Consider the following 17,200-nt stretch of genomic DNA (forward strand, 5'->3'; position numbering starts at 1 on the left):
GCCCTGAGAAAAAAAGGAGTCGCATCATGGCGGTTCAAAAGAATGTTATCAAAGGCATACTGGCAGGTACGTTTGCGCTAATGCTCAGCGGTTGTGTCACTGTGCCGGACGCCATTAAAGGCAACAGTCCCACGCCGCAACAAGATTTAGTTCGGGTAATGAGTGCGCCGCAGCTGTACGTTGGTCAGGAGGCACGCTTTGGCGGCAAAGTGGTTGCGGTACAAAACCAGCAAGGGAAAACCCGCCTGGAAATTGCCACCGTACCGCTGGACAGTGGAGCCAGACCGACGCTGGGAGAACCTTCTCGCGGTCGCATTTATGCCGATGTGAACGGTTTTCTGGATCCGCTAGATTTTCGTGGACAATTGGTCACGGTAGTTGGACCAATCACCGGTGCGGTTGACGGCAAAATCGGCAACACGCCCTATAAATTTATGGTGATGCAGGTAACGGGTTACAAACGTTGGCATTTAACCCAGCAGGTGATTATGCCGCCTCAGCCGATTGATCCATGGTTTTATGGCGGTCGTGGCTGGCCCTATGGCTACGGTGGATGGGGCTGGTATAATCCCGGCCCCGCGAGAGTACAAACTGTTGTAACTGAATAATTGCTTGTTTTTAAAGAAAAAGAAACAGCGGCTGGTCCGCTGTTTCTGCATTCTTACGGTAAAGATAAAAATAAATAGTGACGCGCTTCGCAACCTTTTCGTTGGGTAATTATCAAGCTGGTATGATGAGTTAATATTATGTTAACAGCATGTATATCATTTGGGGTTGCGATGACGACGAACACGCATTTTAGAGGTGAAGAATTGAAGAAGGTTTGGCTTAACCGTTATCCCGCGGACGTTCCGACGGAGATCAACCCTGACCGTTATCAATCTCTGGTAGATATGTTTGAGCAGTCGGTCGCGCGCTACGCCGATCAACCCGCGTTTGTGAATATGGGGGAGGTGATGACCTTCCGCAAACTGGAAGAACGCAGTCGCGCGTTTGCCGCTTATTTGCAACAAGGGTTGGGACTGAAGAAAGGCGATCGCGTTGCGTTGATGATGCCTAATTTATTGCAATATCCGGTGGCGCTGTTCGGCATTTTGCGTGCCGGGATGATCGTTGTAAACGTTAACCCGTTGTATACCCCGCGTGAGCTGGAGCATCAGCTTAACGATAGCGGCGCATCGGCGATTGTTATCGTGTCTAACTTTGCCCACACTCTGGAAAAAGTGGTTGATAAAACCGCCGTTCAGCACGTAATTCTGACCCGTATGGGCGATCAGCTATCTACGGCAAAAGGCACGGTAGTCAATTTCGTTGTTAAATACATCAAGCGTCTGGTGCCGAAATACCATTTGCCAGATGCCATCTCATTTCGTAGCGCACTGCATAACGGCTACCGGATGCAGTACGTCAAACCCGAACTGGTGCCAGAAGATTTAGCTTTCCTGCAATATACCGGCGGTACCACTGGTGTGGCGAAGGGCGCGATGCTGACTCACCGCAATATGCTGGCGAATCTGGAACAAGTTAACGCGACTTATGGGCCGCTGTTGCATCCGGGCAAAGAGCTGGTGGTGACGGCACTGCCGCTGTATCACATTTTTGCTCTGACCATTAACTGCCTGCTGTTTATTGAACTGGGTGGGCAGAACTTGCTTATCACTAACCCGCGCGATATTCCAGGGTTGGTAAAAGAGTTAGCGAAATATCCGTTTACCGCGATAACCGGCGTTAACACCTTGTTCAATGCGTTGCTGAACAATAAAGAGTTCCAGCAGCTGGATTTCTCCAGTCTGCACCTTTCCGCAGGCGGTGGGATGCCTGTTCAGCAAGTGGTGGCAGAACGTTGGGTGAAACTGACCGGACAGTATCTGCTGGAAGGTTATGGCCTGACCGAGTGTGCGCCGCTGGTCAGCGTTAACCCGTATGATATTGATTATCATAGTGGTAGCATCGGTTTGCCGGTGCCGTCGACGGAAGCCAAACTGGTGGATGATGATGATAATGAAGTACCACCGGGTCAACCGGGTGAGCTTTGTGTCAAAGGACCGCAGGTGATGCTGGGTTACTGGCAGCGTCCGGATGCTACCGATGAAATCATCAAAAATGGCTGGTTACACACCGGCGATATCGCGGTGATGGATGAAGAAGGATTCCTGCGCATTGTCGATCGTAAAAAAGACATGATTCTGGTTTCCGGTTTTAATGTCTATCCCAACGAAATTGAAGATGTCGTCATGCAGCATCCTGGCGTACAGGAAGTCGCAGCTGTTGGCGTACCTTCCGGCTCCAGTGGTGAAGCGGTGAAAATCTTCGTAGTGAAAAAAGATCCATCGCTTACCGAAGAGTCACTGGTGACCTTTTGCCGCCGTCAGCTCACGGGCTACAAAGTACCGAAGCTGGTGGAGTTTCGTGATGAGTTACCGAAATCTAACGTCGGAAAAATTTTGCGACGAGAATTACGTGACGAAGCGCGCGGCAAAGTGGACAATAAAGCCTGAGCGTTAAGTCAGTCGTCAGACGCCGGTTAATCCGGCGTTTTTTTTGACGCCCACTAAAGAGAATACAATTTGAATTACCAAATGATTACCACGGACGATGCGCTGGCTTCTTTGTGTGAAGCCGTCCGTGCCTTTCCGGCGATAGCCCTGGATACTGAATTTGTTCGTACGCGCACCTATTACCCGCAACTGGGTCTAATTCAACTTTTTGATGGTGAGCATCTGGCGCTAATTGATCCTCTCGGGATCTCCGACTGGTCACCGCTGAAAGCGATACTGCGCGATCAGTCCATCACAAAATTTCTCCATGCGGGCAGTGAAGATCTGGAAGTGTTCCTCAATGTCTTTGGCGAATTACCACAACCCCTGATTGACACGCAAATCCTTGCTGCCTTCTGCGGACGCCCGATGTCATGGGGTTTTGCTTCCATGGTGGAAGAGTATTCCGGCGTTACGCTCGACAAGAGTGAATCGCGCACCGACTGGCTGGCCAGACCGCTGACTGAACGTCAGTGTGAATACGCAGCGGCGGATGTCTGGTATCTGTTACCGATCACCGCAAAGCTTATGGTAGAAACGGAGGCCTCCGGCTGGCTACCTGCGGCGCTGGATGAATGCCGCCTGATGCAAATGCGTCGTCAGGAAGTCGTTGCGCCGGAAGATGCCTGGCGTGATATCACCAATGCCTGGCAGTTACGCACACGCCAACTGGCCTGTCTGCAACTGTTAGCCGATTGGCGACTGCGTAAGGCTCGGGAGCGCGATCTGGCGGTGAACTTTGTTGTGCGTGAAGAGCATTTGTGGTCGGTAGCACGTTATATGCCGGGAAGTCTTGGCGAACTGGACAGCCTGGGCTTATCCGGTAGCGAAATCCGCTTCCACGGTAAAACGCTGCTGGCGCTGGTGGAAAAAGCGCAGACATTGCCGGAAGAGGCCTTACCGCAGCCGATGCTTAACCTGATGGACATGCCGGGTTATCGTAAAGCGTTTAAAGCGATTAAGTCGCTGATTACTGACGTGAGCGAAACACACAAGATCAGCGCCGAATTGCTGGCATCGCGTCGGCAAATCAACCAGCTGCTGAACTGGCACTGGAAACTGAAACCACAGAACAATTTGCCCGAGCTGATTTCCGGCTGGCGTGGTGAGCTGATGGCGGAAGCATTACACAATTTATTGCAGGAATATCCGCAGTAAAACCTTCCTGAGCCGGACAGGGTGTGTCCGGCTTCAGACAAACTACAAATCCAACACCAGGCGTTTACCCTTCGCGCGTGAACAACAGATCAACATACTTTGCTGGCTGGCACGCTCTTCATCGCTAAAATACTGATCCCGATGGTCAGCTTCACCTTCCAGTATTGCCGTTTCGCAGGTTCCGCATACCCCTTCACGACATAAACATTCCACTTTCGCTGCTTTACTATTTTCAATAACCTGCAAAATAGTCATCTCTTCCGGCACCACAAACTCTTTTCCGGAACGGGCAAGCACCAGCGTAAATGCATCGCCGGTTTTGTCTTCGATAGCAAATTGCTCAAAGTGCAGCGTATCGGTGGCGATGTCCAGACGCGCAGCTTCACTTCTTACCGCCTCATTTAGCGCCTCGGGGCCACAGGTATAAACATGTGTGCCAGGTTCGATATCCGCCAATAATCGCGCTAATTCCAGTCGTGTTCCGGTTGATGAATGATGCAAATGGACTTTCTCGGCCTGCGGATGCTGGACTAGCTCATCACGAAATGCGCAACTTTCTGGATTTCGCGAGCAGTAATGTAACTGCCAGTCGACGTCGCTGTATTGCAACTCTGCCATGTGCGACAGGAAAGGGGTGATACCAATACCGCCCGCGATAAACAGATGCTTTCTGGCCGAGGGAATTAGCGCAAACAGATTATTAGGCGTCGAAATGGTCAACCGATCGCCTGCTTTCACCTGCTGATGCAAAAAGCGCGAACCACCGCGCGAGTTTTCTTCCAGCCGAACGGCAATCTGATAACTAGAGGTGTCATGCGGCGAGCTCAGGAGTGAATAAGCATTGCTGTACTGGTTATCACCATCGCTCATCTGCACAATGATGTGACTTCCTCCAGTAAACGCAGGTAATGGTTTGCCATCGGTTGCCACCAGCGTGAAGCGTTTCACCTGTTCGGTAAGGGGGGCAACCTGACTCACCTGTACTTCAAACATTTGATAGTCTGACATTGCTGTACTCCATCAAAAATCAGCCCAGCGGCGGAAAATACCGCCGCCGATGTCATTAGTCCTTAAACACCTGCGCCAGCAGATTATGGAAATGGGCGATACCGTGTTCGGAAATGCCGCTACCGCTACTGTCGGCCATGATGCGCCCCTGACCACGATAGCCACGCGATTTCAGCCCTTTCTGTACGCTTTCAACCAGACGTAAATCTTCCGGACGGAACACGTCGCGATACCACTCAATCAGTGATTTTTGCTCGTCGGTTAACTCTTCATTGGTGAAGTAAATATCGTAGTTTTGCAGGGTAGTTTCAGAATCCACCGGGAATTCATAAATGACCGTCATCATGCCTTTGATCGGGGTGACGTTCAGCATCGTGCACGGCCACAGCCAGAAACCATGGAATGCCGCATCCGTGCCCTCTTCGAATTTGAAAGACTGTTCGGACGGTTTGGCGAAACCGTACTGCAGCGTCCAGTTACCGTGCATGGTGTGCCAGTAACGATCAACCTGAACGGAGTCGGAGAAACCTGGATGCGCCGGACCACAGTGATAGCACTCGAGATAGTTATCGACAATGTTCTTCCAGTTGGCAGGCGTGCGGGTGGTAAAGCGGGCCGCCAGTTTCAGGTTGTGGACTTCCGGGCAGGCTTCCAGCACTTTCGCCCCCAGACCGGGTAACTGATCTTCTACGCTGGTGGCGTTGGGGTCCATGTTGATGAAGACGAATCCGGCATATTCTTCCAGACGTACTGGAACCAGTTGCGCTTTGTCGCTATCGAAATTGGCGACGTTTTCGCAGTTACGCGCATGGGCCAGGTTGCCATCGAGTTTGAATGCCCAGGTGTGATACGGGCAGGTAATCACATTTTTCGCTTTCCCTTCGCCGCTCAATAACTGATGACCACGGTGCGGGCAAACGTTATAGAACGCGCGCAAAACCTTATCACGACCGCGTACCAGCACGATGCTTTCGCCAATGATCTCACGCGTCACATAATCATTGGCATTCGCCAGTTCGCTGCTGTGAGCGACGCAAATCCAGCTTTTGGCGAAGACGTTCTCTTTTTCGTGTTCAAACGCGTTCTGATCGGTATAAAAACGGGCAGGAATGGTCCACGCCTCTTGTGGGTTAGCGCAAAAATTTTCGGGTAGTACAAAGTCAGGGCTCAGATTGCTCATAGGGATACCTTTATCGTTAGGATGATGGCGTTCAGTTGTCGCCTTTGAATACGGTTCCAGCAGGAAGCACTGGCGCTTTTCCCGGGGCTTCAACCGGTGTCTGCGGGAGATAATGTTCAACTTGATGAGCCGGAATGTCGGCGTAATCCTGTTTCAGCCAGCGAATAAATCCGCCGACTTTCACCAGTAAAATGGCGAGGAAGGGAAGGGCAGTGAGGACGACAGTGGTTTTCATCGTTTCCAGCGACGCGCCAGTGAAAAGAATTGAAAGCGGGATCAGGGTAATTACCACGCACCAGAAAAGACGCAGCCCACGGTCAGGATCGTCACCTTCCTGGAGATTACGCGTACTGGTTGCCGCCATGGTGTAGGCCACCGCATCCATATGCGAGGCAAGGAAAATAATCATCACGCCCAGGTATGCGGCGAGGAACAATTTACCGGCTGGCAACGACATCAGAACTTGTTGCACAGCTGTTTCGCCGCCCAGTGTTTCCAGCACCTGTGGGACGTTGATTACGCCATTGATAAACTGATGAATGGCATAGCTTTCCATTACGCCGAAGAAGAACCAGCAACCGACGGTGCTGCCGAGGATCAGTCCCCAGATAACTTCTTTAATCTTACGACCGCGCGAAACTCGGGTGACAAACATTGCTACGCCAGGGGTGTATGAGATCCACCACAGCCAGTAGAAAACGGTCCAGTTGCGGGTAAATGAACCATCGCCAAGCGGATCGGTGAATAAGCTCATTTGCAGGAAGTTTTGCGTGGTCAGGCCGATGGCATTGATGATGCTGTTGGTAATAAATTCGGTTGGACCGACAATCAGCACCAGCAATGGCAGCAGGAATGCGCCCCAGCCAACCATTTTGCTTAGACGTTGCAAACCGTTGTTGATACCAATCCACGAGCTTAGGCAAAAAATGCCGCCGGAAAGCAGGATCACAAATGCCTGTACGGTAAAGTTATCGGGTAAACCGGTCAGCGCGGAAAGCCCACGGGTAAAGGTTGCTGCGGTGACAACAAGGGAAATGGTCAGTGCGCCGACAGTGGCGATCAGGAACATCAAATCGACCAGTTTCCCCCACGGGCCTTGCGGGCGAACGCCGGTAATAGCAGCAATAATGCCGGAAAGGCTCAGCCCTTTATTTTTCCGCACATGAAAGTGATAAGCCATGATTAATGAGGCCAGCGTATAAGTTGCCCAGGCGCTGATGCCCCAGTGGAAGAAGGAGTAGGGAACGCTAAATTCGAGTGCCTGTTGTGAACGCGGTGCGATATTTAATCCAGGCGTTTGATAATAATAGGCCCATTCAGCAACCCCCCAATAAAGCGTAGAAGAACCTAAACCTGCACAAATAAACATAAACAGCCAGGAGAGCGTGCTGTATTCCGGTTTTCCTTCGCCAAGACGAATATTGCCGTATTTACTGGTGGCTAAATAAATCACCAGTCCCATTGCCAGCAAAACCAATACCTGTACGGCGGAACCTAACGTACGCGTGACAAAAGTGTATATAGCGTTGGCCGCGTCGGCCGATTGTTGTGGGAAAAGGCTTAATGCAGCTGCGATGAAAAGAATGGCCACCAGGCTGATGCTTATCAACGGCACATCTTTTTTCTTAACATTGCTCATCATGAGTCATCTCCTGGGCATAAAAGCCCGTCTCTGGCTTTTGCCAGTTGTAATTATTTGCAGGGTATGAGTTGTATGTTGTGTTTAACAAATTGATTATTTACATGTTACATAAATTAAACAATTAAGAATACGGAAAGCCATAAAACACGAAACGGAAACAATAAAAGGTGAAATGACGCAGGTTATTTACTGCAAAGAACGAATAAAAAAACCGCGTCAGTGACGCGGTTCAAATAAACTGGTTTGACCTTAACGCAAAATAATTTTGCAAATCGCGTCGGCAACCTGTGGCGTGGTGGCATTGCCTTTCATATCAGGTGTTTTCGGCCCGTGAGCAATCACTTCTTCAATCGCGGCCAGAATACCGTTATGCGCTTGCTGGAAACGCTCATCGCCATTGCCGAGAAAATCGAGCATCATTGCACCGGCCCAAATCGTGGCGATAGGGTTAGCAATATTTTTCCCGTAGATATCCGGCGCGGAACCGTGGACTGGCTCGAAGAGCGACGGGAAAGTGCGTTCCGGATTCAGGTTGGCGGATGGGGCAATGCCAATGGTACCGGTGCAGGCCGGGCCAAGATCGGAAAGGATATCGCCAAACAAATTGGACGCCACTACCACATCGAAGCGTTCCGGCTGCATCACAAAACGTGCGCAGAGAATGTCAATATGCTGCTTGTCCCAGCGGATCTCCGGGTAATTCTCAGCCATTGCTTCCACTCGCTCATCCCAGTACGGCATGCTGATGGCTAAACCGTTCGATTTAGTGGCAGAAGTTAGCGTCTTACGTGGGCGGCTTTGCGCAAGTTCAAAGGCATAGCGCAAAATACGATCGACACCACGACGAGTAAATACCGATTCCTGAATGACGACTTCATGCTCTGTACCTTCATTCACTCTACCGCCGAGCGAGGAATATTCGCCTTCGGTGTTTTCCCTGACCACGTAAAAATCGATGTCGCCAGGATGTTTTCCCGCCAGCGGGCAGGGAACGCCAGGAAAGAGACGAACCGGGCGCAGGTTGACGTACTGGTCGAACTCACGACGAAATTTCAGCAGCGAACCCCACAACGAAATATGGTCCGGAACGGTATCCGGCCAGCCGACGGCACCAAAATAGATGGCGTCGAAACGGCTAAGTTGCTCATGCCAGTCGTCCGGCATCATTTTACCGTGATGGCTGTAATACTCGCAGCTCGCCCACTCCATTTGCTCAAAACTCAAGGCGAAGCCCCAGCGCTCAGCGGCAGCCTGTAACACGCGAATCCCTTCAGGAAGGACTTCTTTGCCAATCCCGTCTCCCGGGATCGCAGCAATACGCATCGTTTTCATCATTGGGTTCTCACTTCCTGACCATCAAAATTGACAATACCCTCATCCTATAATTGACTGAAAAGGAATTAATCCCCGTAACTGGTGAAACATAAAACACGAATCATGAATAATTTACCGCTGCTGAACGATTTGCGCGTCTTTATGCTAGTGGCTCGCCGGGCTGGTTTTGCCTCCGTGGCAGAAGAATTGGGTGTTTCACCGGCGTTCGTCAGCAAGCGCATCGCCTTGCTGGAACAAACGCTAAATGTGGTGTTGTTACACCGTACCACCCGCCGCGTCACTATTACCGAAGAAGGAGAGCGGATTTATGAATGGGCGCAGCGGATTTTGCAAGATGTCGGCCAGATGATGGACGAGCTTTCTGACGTGCGTCAGGTGCCGCAGGGGATGTTGCGTATTATCAGCAGCTTTGGTTTTGGACGGCAGGTGGTGGCTCCGGCGTTATCGGCGTTGGCGAAGGCGTATCCGCAACTGGAGTTACGTTTTGATGTGGAAGACCGACTGGTCGATTTGGTCAATGAAGGCGTCGATCTCGATATTCGTATTGGTGATGACATTGCACCTAACTTAATCGCCCGCAAACTGGCGACCAATTACCGTATTCTCTGCGCATCGCCGGAATTTATTGCGCAATATGGCACGCCGAAACATTTAACCGACCTTTCTGCATTGCCGTGCCTGGTCATTAAAGAGCGCGATCATCCTTTTGGTATCTGGCAATTACGCAATAAAGAAGGCCACCATGCGATTAAAGTCACCGGCCCGCTGTCGTCTAATCATGGAGAAATTGTTCATCAGTGGTGTCTTGATGGTCAGGGGATTGCGCTACGCTCCTGGTGGGATGTCAGCGAAAATATTGCCAGTGGTCATTTAGTGCAAGTGCTACCGGAGTATTACCAGCCAGCAAATGTCTGGGCCGTTTATGTTTCAAGGCTGGCGACGTCAGCGAAAGTGCGGATAACGGTAGAATTTTTACGCCAGTATTTTGCCGAGCACTACCCGAATTTTTCACTGGACCACGCCTGATTAATGATTCAATTATCGGGTTGATATCAGGTTAAACCCTGATTTTCTCCTTTCTAAGCCGCTAGAGATTGGTTAGCATATTCACCTTTAATCGCGCATGATCGATAGATAATTAAAGAGGTTAATGTGTTCGCTGAATACGGGGTACTGAATTACTGGACCTATCTGGTTGGAGCCATTTTTATTGTGTTGGTGCCAGGGCCAAATACCCTGTTTGTACTCAAAAATAGCGTCAGTAGCGGTATCAAAGGCGGTTATCTTGCGGCCTGTGGCGTATTTATTGGCGATGCAGTATTGATGTTTCTGGCATGGGCCGGAGTGGCGACATTAATTAAAACCACCCCGATATTATTCAACATTGTACGTTATCTTGGTGCGTTTTATTTGCTCTACCTGGGGAGTAAAATTCTCTACGCGACCCTGAAGGGTAAAAATAGCGAGGTCAAATCCGACGAGCCCCAATACGGTGCCATCTTTAAGCGCGCGTTAATTTTGAGCCTGACTAATCCGAAAGCCATTTTGTTCTATGTGTCGTTTTTTGTACAGTTTATCGATGTTAATGCCCCACATACGGGAATTTCATTCTTTATTCTGGCGACGACGCTGGAACTGGTGAGTTTCTGCTATTTGAGCTTCCTGATTATTTCTGGTGCTTTTGTCACGCAGTATATACGTACCAAAAAGAAACTGGCTAAAGTGGGCAACTCACTGATTGGTTTGATCTTTGTGGGTTTCGCCGCCCGACTGGCGACGCTCCAGTCCTGATGCATTCAGCCCGCGTTGTCGCGGGCTTCCCACCTGTAATCCTCCCTGATTCTTCTCTGATACGGTGCTAAATAGTAACCAATAAATGGTATTTAAAATGCAAATTATCAGGCGTACCCTGAAACGGCTGAAATAAACCGTTTTCAGCGCATTCACCGAAGGAGGGAAAAGGATGCTGCAAATCCCACAGAATTATATTCATACGCGCTCAACGCCTTTCTGGAATAAACAAACTGCGCCTGCCGGAATATTCGAACGTCATCTTGATAAAGGAACGCGCCCGGGGGTTTACCCACGCCTTTCCGTTATGCATGGGGCGGTCAAATATCTCGGCTACGCTGATGAACACAGTACAGAGCCTGATCAAGTGATCCTTATCGAAGCGGGGCAGTTTGCGGTGTTTCCGCCAGAAAAGTGGCACAACATTGAAACCATGACTGACGATACTTATTTCAACATTGACTTCTTCGTTGCTCCTGAAGTCCTGATGGAAGGCGCGCAACAACGGAAAGTCATTCATAACGGGAAATGAATCATGGGCAAAGCAACGTATACCGTGACCGTTACCAATAACAGCAATGGTGTTTCTGTCGATTATGAAACAGAGACGCCGATGACTTTGCTGGTGCCAGAAGTGGCGGCTGAAGTGATAAAAGATCTGGTGAATACCGTGCGTTCTTATGACACGGAAAACGAACATGATGTTTGTGGTTGGTAATTATCACTGATCGTAGATGGCGCAATTTCTGCGCCATCGCAAAAAAATCCTCCGTGATGCTTGTCACAAATCTTGCCCTCCTGATGTTGTGCTATGCTTTTTATCAGCGACTAACCCGCTAATGCAAAACAGATAAGTGAGGAAACAATGGGCATTCTGTCATGGATTATTTTTGGGCTTATTGCCGGTATTCTGGCGAAGTGGATCATGCCAGGTAAAGATGGTGGTGGATTCTTTATGACTATCCTGCTGGGGATAGTCGGTGCCGTAGTCGGCGGATGGATCAGCACGCTGTTTGGCTTTGGTAAAGTCGATGGCTTCAATTTTGGCAGCTTCGTGGTTGCCGTTATTGGTGCGATTGTCGTGCTGTTTATCTACAGAAAGATCAAAAGTTAACGCGTAAATTGCACAAAGGCTGCACACAGGCAGCCTTTGCTATTTTTTAGATGTGACGTTACCACCATCCCAACTCAGTGCCGAGAACGACAATAATCGCTACGCCCATCATAATAATCGTTGTTTTTTTCATCTTTATGCTCCCGGGGCAGCATAGCCGCCAATAAAAAACCATGCTAAAAATACGACCGCTGTAATAAAGATTACAACCGGAAAAATAATACCGATTCGCATGTTATCACCAATCAAAAGGATGTGAATACGCCTCAGGAATGTAGCGCTGAATGCGCGACAAAAGGTGTTTTCTGTTTGTGTTTTTTCTCCTGATACATCGCGATATCGGCAGCATGCAGGGCGCTGTCTGCATCGGTCGTTTCAGGATCGACTTCTACTATGCCAAGACTGGCACCAGGATAATACAAATCAACATCACCTAAGTGATATTCTCCGCGTATTTGCTGTTGAATACGTTCTCGCAGCGATGGAATATCCGCATTCTCATTGTTCAGTGAAACAACCAAAAACTCATCACCGCCGAGACGACCAATAACTTCGCCATTTTGCTGGAGCGTATTAAGGCGCTCGCCAACCTGAATAAGAAACAGATCGCCACTATTATGACCAAAACGATCATTGATTAATTTGAAGTTATCCAGATCGATAAATGCGATCATTATCTTATGGTTAAGATGCCTCGCAAGAGAAAACAGCGTCGTCAGGTTTTCAAAAATCGCCCGCCGATTCGGTAGCCCGGTTAACGAGTCGGTATACGATTGCGCAATCAGTGCGGCATTGGCTTCGCGCAGCTGTTCAACCAGCGCCTCTTTTTGAATATATTGTGCAATCAGTCCGGCGAATAACTGCAAAACCTGTTCCGCGCGTTCACTCCACTGGCGCTTCTCACTGCTGGCGGCGCAAAGCGTGCCATAGAATGATCCATCCGGTAAGTGAATTGGCGTGCTCAGAAATGTGGTGATGCCAAGATTGCGTGCCGCAATACAGTCGCCCCAACGGTCGGGGACTTCATCGCTGAAAAAGCAGTTTTCATCAATGGCGCGTTTGCATAACGAGTAATCCCACGAGACGGTAAAATTCTCCGGGATGTGCATTTTCTGGCTGTTACGGGCAAACATTATATGCTGCAGGCGCGCTTCGACATCCACTTTGGTCAGGTAGGTTGATTCCATATCAGTGACCATTTCCAGCATCTCCAGAAGCTGTCGGACCAGGCTTTCCAGTGACTGTTCTTTGGCAAGGGATTGCGAGACGCGGGCGATAATCTGATCTGACACGAAACAACTCCAGGATACGGCGGGTAAATGCTGATTATTTAATCTTTGCAGGCATGATAAAACATCAACAACAAAGATGAAACAAGGCGTAATATGATTTGAGTGAATGTAATAAAAATAGTGCTGCAAAACAAAACGATACCGCGATACTCTAAGCTTGGATAAATATGTGAGATCAATAAATGAAAATTATCAGTTTTGTTCTGCCTTGCTTGCTGGTCCTGGCTGGTTGTTCAACCCCTTCTCAGCCAGAAGCACCTAAACCGCCGCAGATTGGTATGGCAAATCCGGCGTCGGTCTATTGCCAGCAGAAGGGCGGGACGCTCATTCCTGTGCAGACAGCGCAAGGGGTCAGCAACAATTGCAAATTACCGGGCGGTGAAACGATTGATGAATGGGCATTGTGGCGACGGGACCATCCGGCTGGTGAAAAATAACCGCCGGATGCTGCACTAAAATCACAAGCTACGTAGCCAGTCTGCCAGCACCAGCGCATGGTTCTGCGTGGTGTTTTTTGCTGAGTAGAGCAGGGTTAGCGGCTGTTTTTTGGCGATGTCTGCCAGCCGCTTTCCTTCTTGCTCGTGTTGCGCCAGTTCTGCAAGATATTGCTCGCGAAAGGTTGCAAAATCGACGACTTCGCCGTGAAAGGCTTTGCGCAGTTCCGTTGACGGCGTGATTTCTTTATCCCACTCATCAAGGGCTAAATCGGTTTTTTTGATACCACGTGGCCAGAGGCGGTCGACCAGTACGCGATAACCATCGCTCTGTTCAGCCGGATCATAAACGCGTTTGCACTGAATATTCATCGTATTTGTTCTCCCTTTCACGCATGATTTGTCACGTCACTATAGCACCGGATATTAGCGAATTTCTTTGTCTCTTCCGGCGCAAAGTCCGAAAATCGCCATCAGTAGTGAAAGTATTGCAACACCCATCAGTGGTACGGACCAGTCACCGTTAGCATCGTGTATTTTACCCATCAGCGGCGGCCCACAGGCTGCCAGCAAATACCCGACGGATTGTGCCATCCCCGAGAGTGCCGCCGCCTGATGCGCAGAACTTGCCCGCAGACCAATGAACGTCAACCCCAGTATCATTGTTGCGCCGGAACCAAAACCGAAAAGCAGAGTCCATGTGATCGCGTGCGCTGGCATAAAGCAGAGCCCAACCGCGCCCACTGCGCACATCAAGGCAACGAACGCTGCAATACCACGCTGATCTTTCACATGATGTAAGAAAAGTGGGATCAGCAAACCGGGAGCTGCTGTGGCTAGTTGCAGCAAACCATGCAGTGAACCCGCCTGTGCTTCGCTATAGCCGTGACTGATGAGGATCGCCGGAAGCCAGCCAATAATCACGTAATAGACGAGTGAGTTGATCCCAAGAAACAATGTTACCTGCCAGGCAAGCGGCGAACGCCAGATACCCCGAGTATGTAAGGCGCGTGAGGTACTCAAATTTGCATGTTGTTGACTTCGCCACTGTGGCAGCCATAAAAAAAAAGCCAGCAGAGGAAAACACATCAGCATGAGCAACGCGCCTTGCCAGCCAAAACCGTTCAAAGCCAGCGGCACGACCATAGCCGATCCCAGTGCCGCCGCAGCTCCCATTGTCAGGGAATATGCGCCGGTAAGTCTGGCGACGGAATGAGGAAAATCGCGTTTAATTAATCCTGGCAGTAAGACATTGCCTAATGCAATCCCACCGCCAATGACCGCTGTACCGCCAAATAATAAGTAAGGCGAAGGGAGAGAGCGAATTGCAATACCAGCACAGATCAAAAGTAACGCGGCAAACAGGCTACGTTCCATACCAAAACGTCGCGCCACCGGGGCGGCCAGCGGTGAGATTAGCGCAAAGGCTAATAATGGCAGGGTGGTCAATAAGCCGGTTTGCGCCGTCGTTAGCGAGTAAGCGGAACGAATCGTATCCAGTAACGGTGCTGCGCCGGTAAAGGTGACGCGTAATGTTGTGGCAATCATCAGAATGCCAGCGATAAGGACAATCCTGTTTTTACCGCTTAATGAAGTTGAACAGGTCATATGCTTCTCATTGTTACAAACGAGGCTGTACCTTACCGTTTTTATTGTTATGTTGAATCAAGCTAAAATGACAAAATATCGCTAAATTCGGACAAAATGATGCACAGGTTGAATCTCAATGGCTATGAACCCGACCGACACCATGAAGCCGCGGTCGCATTTTGTATTCACGCCGGAACGGATGAGTTAACCAGTCCTGTACATAAGCACCGCAAAGGGCAGTTGATACTGGCACTACATGGTGCAATTACCTGTACGGTGGAAAATGCTTTGTGGATGGTGCCGCCACAATATGCGGTTTGGATACCGGGCGGGGTGAAACATAGCAATCAAGTGACAGCTAACGCTGAACTCTGTTTTCTGTTTATCGAACCCAGCGCAGTGACAATGCCGACAACATGTTGCACATTGAAAATATCGCCCTTATGCCGGGAATTAATTTTAACCCTGGCAAACAGGACGACGACTCAGCGTGCTGAGCCGATGACCCGCAGATTAATTCAGGTCCTGTTTGATGAACTCCCTCAGCAGCCACAACAACAGCTGCACCTGCCCGTTTCTTCTCATCCTAAAATCCGCACGATGGTGGAGATGATGGCGAAAGAGCCCGTCGAGTGGGGCTCATTGGGGCAATGGGCTGGCTTTTTTGCGATGAGTGAACGCAATCTTGCCCGGCTGATAGTGAAAGAGACGGGGTTGAGTTTTCGCCAGTGGCGTCAGCAGTTACAGCTGATTATGGCGCTTCAGGGATTAGTGAAAGGCGATACTGTACAGAAAGTTGCTCATACGCTGGGGTATGATTCAACAACGGCCTTTATTACTATGTTTAAGAAAGGCCTGGGGCAAACGCCAGGCCGATATATTGCGGGATTAACTACTGTTTCCCCACAATCAGCGAAACCAGACCCGCGGCAATAAGCGGGCCAACCGGTACGCCGCGAAATAGCGCCACGCCCAAAACAGTGCCCACCAGCAGCCCGGCGACCAGTTGCGGCTGGCTGCCCATTAACGTCACGCCGCGCCCACCTAGCCAGGAGACAATAACGCCTACTGCAATTGCCACCAGCGATTTCCAGTTCAGAAACGAGTGAATCAGAGTTGAGGGCGGTAGCGTCCCGCTGGCGATGGGGGCCATAACGCCAATCGTCAGAATGATTATCCCGATACTTAGCCCCTGTTTTTCAATCCACGGGAAAAAGGTGCTTAACGGTGTGACGCGGACAATGATTAACACCAGAATTGAAACGGCGACAGTGGTGTTATGACTGATAAAGCCCAGCGCAGCTAACCCGAGCAGGATCAGCAAAGTGACATCAAACATCGTGGTTTCCTTGCCAAAAAATAATAAGCCTGCTTACTTTACGCTTGCTGCAGGAAGGAAGTAGAAAATCTTTACGTTTTTTGCATAAAAAATCAGGCGAACTGTCATCAAACTGCCATTTGTGCACGCTAACAATAACGTGAAAACAGCTATCTCCCCGGGGCATACTATGAACGATCAAATGTTTGTCGAGACACTGATTATCACGTCATCGTTTTTTGCCATTGCTGTTGTGCTGGTTTTGTCCGTTCTGCTTATTGAACGGACAGGCTAGTTACGCAGTGCGGCGGAAATTGACCAGTTCTGGTTGCGCAATGCGCAAATAATCCGCGGTTTTCAAAATAACGGATTTATCCAGCATGCCTGCATTGAAGGCGATTTCATCAAATCGTTCGAAGAGTAGGGGATCGGCAACCAGTTTGAGTTTTGGATGGAAGCTGAAAGGGGGGATCGCGCCGAAGACACAGCCTGTGAGTTCATCGACTTCCGCCGGGCTGGCCAACGAAGCGCGTAATCCGCCTATATGGCTGGCGAGTTGGCTCAGATCGGCCTGTTGATCGGCCGCGAGGATCGCCAGAACATGTTGATTTACACCATTGCCTTTGACTTTACATACCAGTGCCTTAGCCCCCTGGCCTAAAGCGGTGCCACGAATTTCTGACACCGCTTCACATTTACCTACCGCTTCATGGGTAACGACGCGGAAGTCAGCACCTTCTTGTGATAATAAAGCGATTAACCGCTGATGCGTCACGCTTCCTTTAGCCATTTCAGTCATTT

22 protein-coding genes are annotated in these 17,200 nt (G+C 49.8%); 11 read left to right on the forward strand and 11 right to left on the reverse strand.

The window, feature by feature from the left end; translation table 11 throughout:
• Positions 1-26 precede the first annotated feature (26 nt).
• The 3 genes from yeaY (at position 27) to rnd (ending at position 3,695) form a co-directional block, all read left to right on the forward strand.
• Positions 27-608 carry a Slp family lipoprotein YeaY gene (yeaY, locus tag FQZ95_RS22280; RefSeq protein ID WP_032303203.1) on the forward strand — a complete coding sequence of 194 codons (582 nt, stop codon included), beginning with the start codon at positions 27-29 and terminating at the stop codon, positions 606-608.
• A 204-nt stretch (positions 609-812) separates the two neighbouring features.
• The gene (gene fadD, locus FQZ95_RS22285; RefSeq protein ID WP_000758422.1) at positions 813-2,498 is read left to right on the forward strand and encodes a long-chain-fatty-acid--CoA ligase FadD; all 1,686 of its coding nucleotides are present in this window, start codon (positions 813-815) and stop codon (positions 2,496-2,498) included.
• Between the two features lie 81 nt (positions 2,499-2,579).
• The gene (gene rnd, locus FQZ95_RS22290; RefSeq protein WP_123057322.1) at positions 2,580-3,695 is read left to right on the forward strand and encodes a ribonuclease D; all 1,116 of its coding nucleotides are present in this window, start codon (positions 2,580-2,582) and stop codon (positions 3,693-3,695) included.
• A gap of 42 nt (positions 3,696-3,737) precedes the next feature.
• Here the strand turns inward: rnd and yeaX are convergent, their stop codons facing one another.
• The 4 genes from yeaX to dmlA form a co-directional block, all read right to left on the reverse strand.
• Positions 3,738-4,703, reverse strand: coding sequence for a carnitine monooxygenase reductase subunit YeaX (gene yeaX / locus FQZ95_RS22295; protein WP_032184401.1), 966 nt, complete (start codon positions 4,701-4,703; stop codon positions 3,738-3,740).
• 55 nt (positions 4,704-4,758) lie between these two features.
• Complete coding sequence (gene yeaW / locus FQZ95_RS22300) at positions 4,759-5,883, reverse strand: carnitine monooxygenase, oxygenase subunit YeaW (protein ID WP_160530687.1); 1,125 nt, start codon at positions 5,881-5,883, stop codon at positions 4,759-4,761.
• A gap of 31 nt (positions 5,884-5,914) precedes the next feature.
• The gene (gene yeaV / locus FQZ95_RS22305) at positions 5,915-7,525 is read right to left on the reverse strand and encodes a BCCT family transporter YeaV (RefSeq protein WP_000987522.1); all 1,611 of its coding nucleotides are present in this window, start codon (positions 7,523-7,525) and stop codon (positions 5,915-5,917) included.
• 249 nt (positions 7,526-7,774) lie between these two features.
• Positions 7,775-8,860 carry a multifunctional D-malate/3-isopropylmalate/tartarate dehydrogenase gene (dmlA, locus tag FQZ95_RS22310; RefSeq protein ID WP_062864323.1) on the reverse strand — a complete coding sequence of 362 codons (1,086 nt, stop codon included), beginning with the start codon at positions 8,858-8,860 and terminating at the stop codon, positions 7,775-7,777.
• A gap of 102 nt (positions 8,861-8,962) precedes the next feature.
• Here dmlA and dmlR point away from each other — a divergent pair, with 102 nt between their 5' ends.
• The 5 genes from dmlR to FQZ95_RS22335 all read left to right on the forward strand — a co-directional run bounded on the left by dmlR (position 8,963) and on the right by FQZ95_RS22335 (position 11,765).
• Positions 8,963-9,886 (forward strand): DNA-binding transcriptional regulator DmlR, encoded by a 924-nt coding sequence (gene dmlR / locus FQZ95_RS22315; RefSeq protein ID WP_001353156.1) that lies wholly within the window; start codon positions 8,963-8,965, stop codon positions 9,884-9,886.
• A gap of 126 nt (positions 9,887-10,012) precedes the next feature.
• Positions 10,013-10,651 (forward strand): leucine efflux protein LeuE, encoded by a 639-nt coding sequence (leuE, locus tag FQZ95_RS22320; RefSeq protein ID WP_105276943.1) that lies wholly within the window; start codon positions 10,013-10,015, stop codon positions 10,649-10,651.
• Positions 10,652-10,823: 172 nt separating this feature from the next.
• Complete coding sequence (gene yeaR, locus FQZ95_RS22325; RefSeq protein WP_160530689.1) at positions 10,824-11,183, forward strand: DUF1971 domain-containing protein YeaR; 360 nt, start codon at positions 10,824-10,826, stop codon at positions 11,181-11,183.
• Positions 11,184-11,186: 3 nt separating this feature from the next.
• Positions 11,187-11,369, forward strand: a complete 183-nt coding sequence (locus tag FQZ95_RS22330; RefSeq protein ID WP_000513737.1) for a DUF1869 domain-containing protein — start codon at positions 11,187-11,189, stop codon at positions 11,367-11,369.
• A gap of 147 nt (positions 11,370-11,516) precedes the next feature.
• Positions 11,517-11,765: a GlsB/YeaQ/YmgE family stress response membrane protein gene (locus tag FQZ95_RS22335; RefSeq protein ID WP_000512153.1), complete on the forward strand. Its 249-nt coding sequence runs from the start codon at positions 11,517-11,519 to the stop codon at positions 11,763-11,765.
• 58 nt (positions 11,766-11,823) lie between these two features.
• Here FQZ95_RS22335 and yoaJ read toward each other — a convergent pair whose 3' ends face one another.
• From yoaJ to dgcP, 3 genes are read right to left on the reverse strand one after another with little or no spacing between them, the layout of a single operon-like run.
• Positions 11,824-11,898 (reverse strand): protein YoaJ, encoded by a 75-nt coding sequence (gene yoaJ / locus FQZ95_RS22340; protein WP_001386836.1) that lies wholly within the window; start codon positions 11,896-11,898, stop codon positions 11,824-11,826.
• 2 nt (positions 11,899-11,900) lie between these two features.
• On the reverse strand, positions 11,901-11,999 hold the full coding sequence (locus FQZ95_RS22345) for a YoaK family small membrane protein (protein ID WP_001219350.1): 99 nt from the start codon (positions 11,997-11,999) through the stop codon (positions 11,901-11,903).
• Between the two features lie 32 nt (positions 12,000-12,031).
• On the reverse strand, positions 12,032-13,057 hold the full coding sequence (dgcP, locus tag FQZ95_RS22350) for a diguanylate cyclase DgcP (RefSeq protein ID WP_024212062.1): 1,026 nt from the start codon (positions 13,055-13,057) through the stop codon (positions 12,032-12,034).
• A gap of 182 nt (positions 13,058-13,239) precedes the next feature.
• Here dgcP and yoaF point away from each other — a divergent pair, with 182 nt between their 5' ends.
• Complete coding sequence (gene yoaF / locus FQZ95_RS22355; RefSeq protein WP_000691930.1) at positions 13,240-13,494, forward strand: DUF333 domain-containing lipoprotein YoaF; 255 nt, start codon at positions 13,240-13,242, stop codon at positions 13,492-13,494.
• 21 nt (positions 13,495-13,515) lie between these two features.
• On the opposite strand, the gene FQZ95_RS22360 is transcribed toward yoaF, so the two are convergent.
• On the reverse strand, positions 13,516-13,863 hold the full coding sequence (locus tag FQZ95_RS22360) for a DUF488 domain-containing protein (RefSeq protein ID WP_001025381.1): 348 nt from the start codon (positions 13,861-13,863) through the stop codon (positions 13,516-13,518).
• A 54-nt stretch (positions 13,864-13,917) separates the two neighbouring features.
• The gene (gene nimT, locus FQZ95_RS22365) at positions 13,918-15,099 is read right to left on the reverse strand and encodes a 2-nitroimidazole transporter (RefSeq protein ID WP_160530691.1); all 1,182 of its coding nucleotides are present in this window, start codon (positions 15,097-15,099) and stop codon (positions 13,918-13,920) included.
• A gap of 96 nt (positions 15,100-15,195) precedes the next feature.
• Between nimT and nimR the strand changes: the two genes are divergently transcribed.
• Positions 15,196-16,017, forward strand: coding sequence for a DNA-binding transcriptional regulator NimR (gene nimR / locus FQZ95_RS22370; protein ID WP_088541815.1), 822 nt, complete (start codon positions 15,196-15,198; stop codon positions 16,015-16,017).
• Here the strand turns inward: nimR and FQZ95_RS22375 are convergent.
• Positions 15,974-16,420, reverse strand: coding sequence for a DUF441 domain-containing protein (locus FQZ95_RS22375; protein WP_000460707.1), 447 nt, complete (start codon positions 16,418-16,420; stop codon positions 15,974-15,976). The genes nimR and FQZ95_RS22375 overlap by 44 nt on opposite strands.
• A 169-nt stretch (positions 16,421-16,589) precedes the next feature.
• Between FQZ95_RS22375 and yoaI the strand changes: the two genes are divergently transcribed.
• Positions 16,590-16,694 carry a small membrane protein YoaI gene (yoaI, locus tag FQZ95_RS22380; protein WP_000999630.1) on the forward strand — a complete coding sequence of 35 codons (105 nt, stop codon included), beginning with the start codon at positions 16,590-16,592 and terminating at the stop codon, positions 16,692-16,694.
• Here yoaI and yeaK read toward each other — a convergent pair whose 3' ends face one another.
• A complete protein-coding gene (gene yeaK / locus FQZ95_RS22385) occupies positions 16,695-17,198 on the reverse strand; it encodes a mischarged aminoacyl-tRNA deacylase (RefSeq protein ID WP_000138043.1) in 504 nt (167 codons plus the stop codon).
• Positions 17,199-17,200: the final 2 nt, after the last annotated feature.

The organism is Escherichia sp. HH41S (assembly GCF_009820115.1).
Taxonomy (GTDB): domain Bacteria; phylum Pseudomonadota; class Gammaproteobacteria; order Enterobacterales; family Enterobacteriaceae; genus Escherichia; species Escherichia coli_F.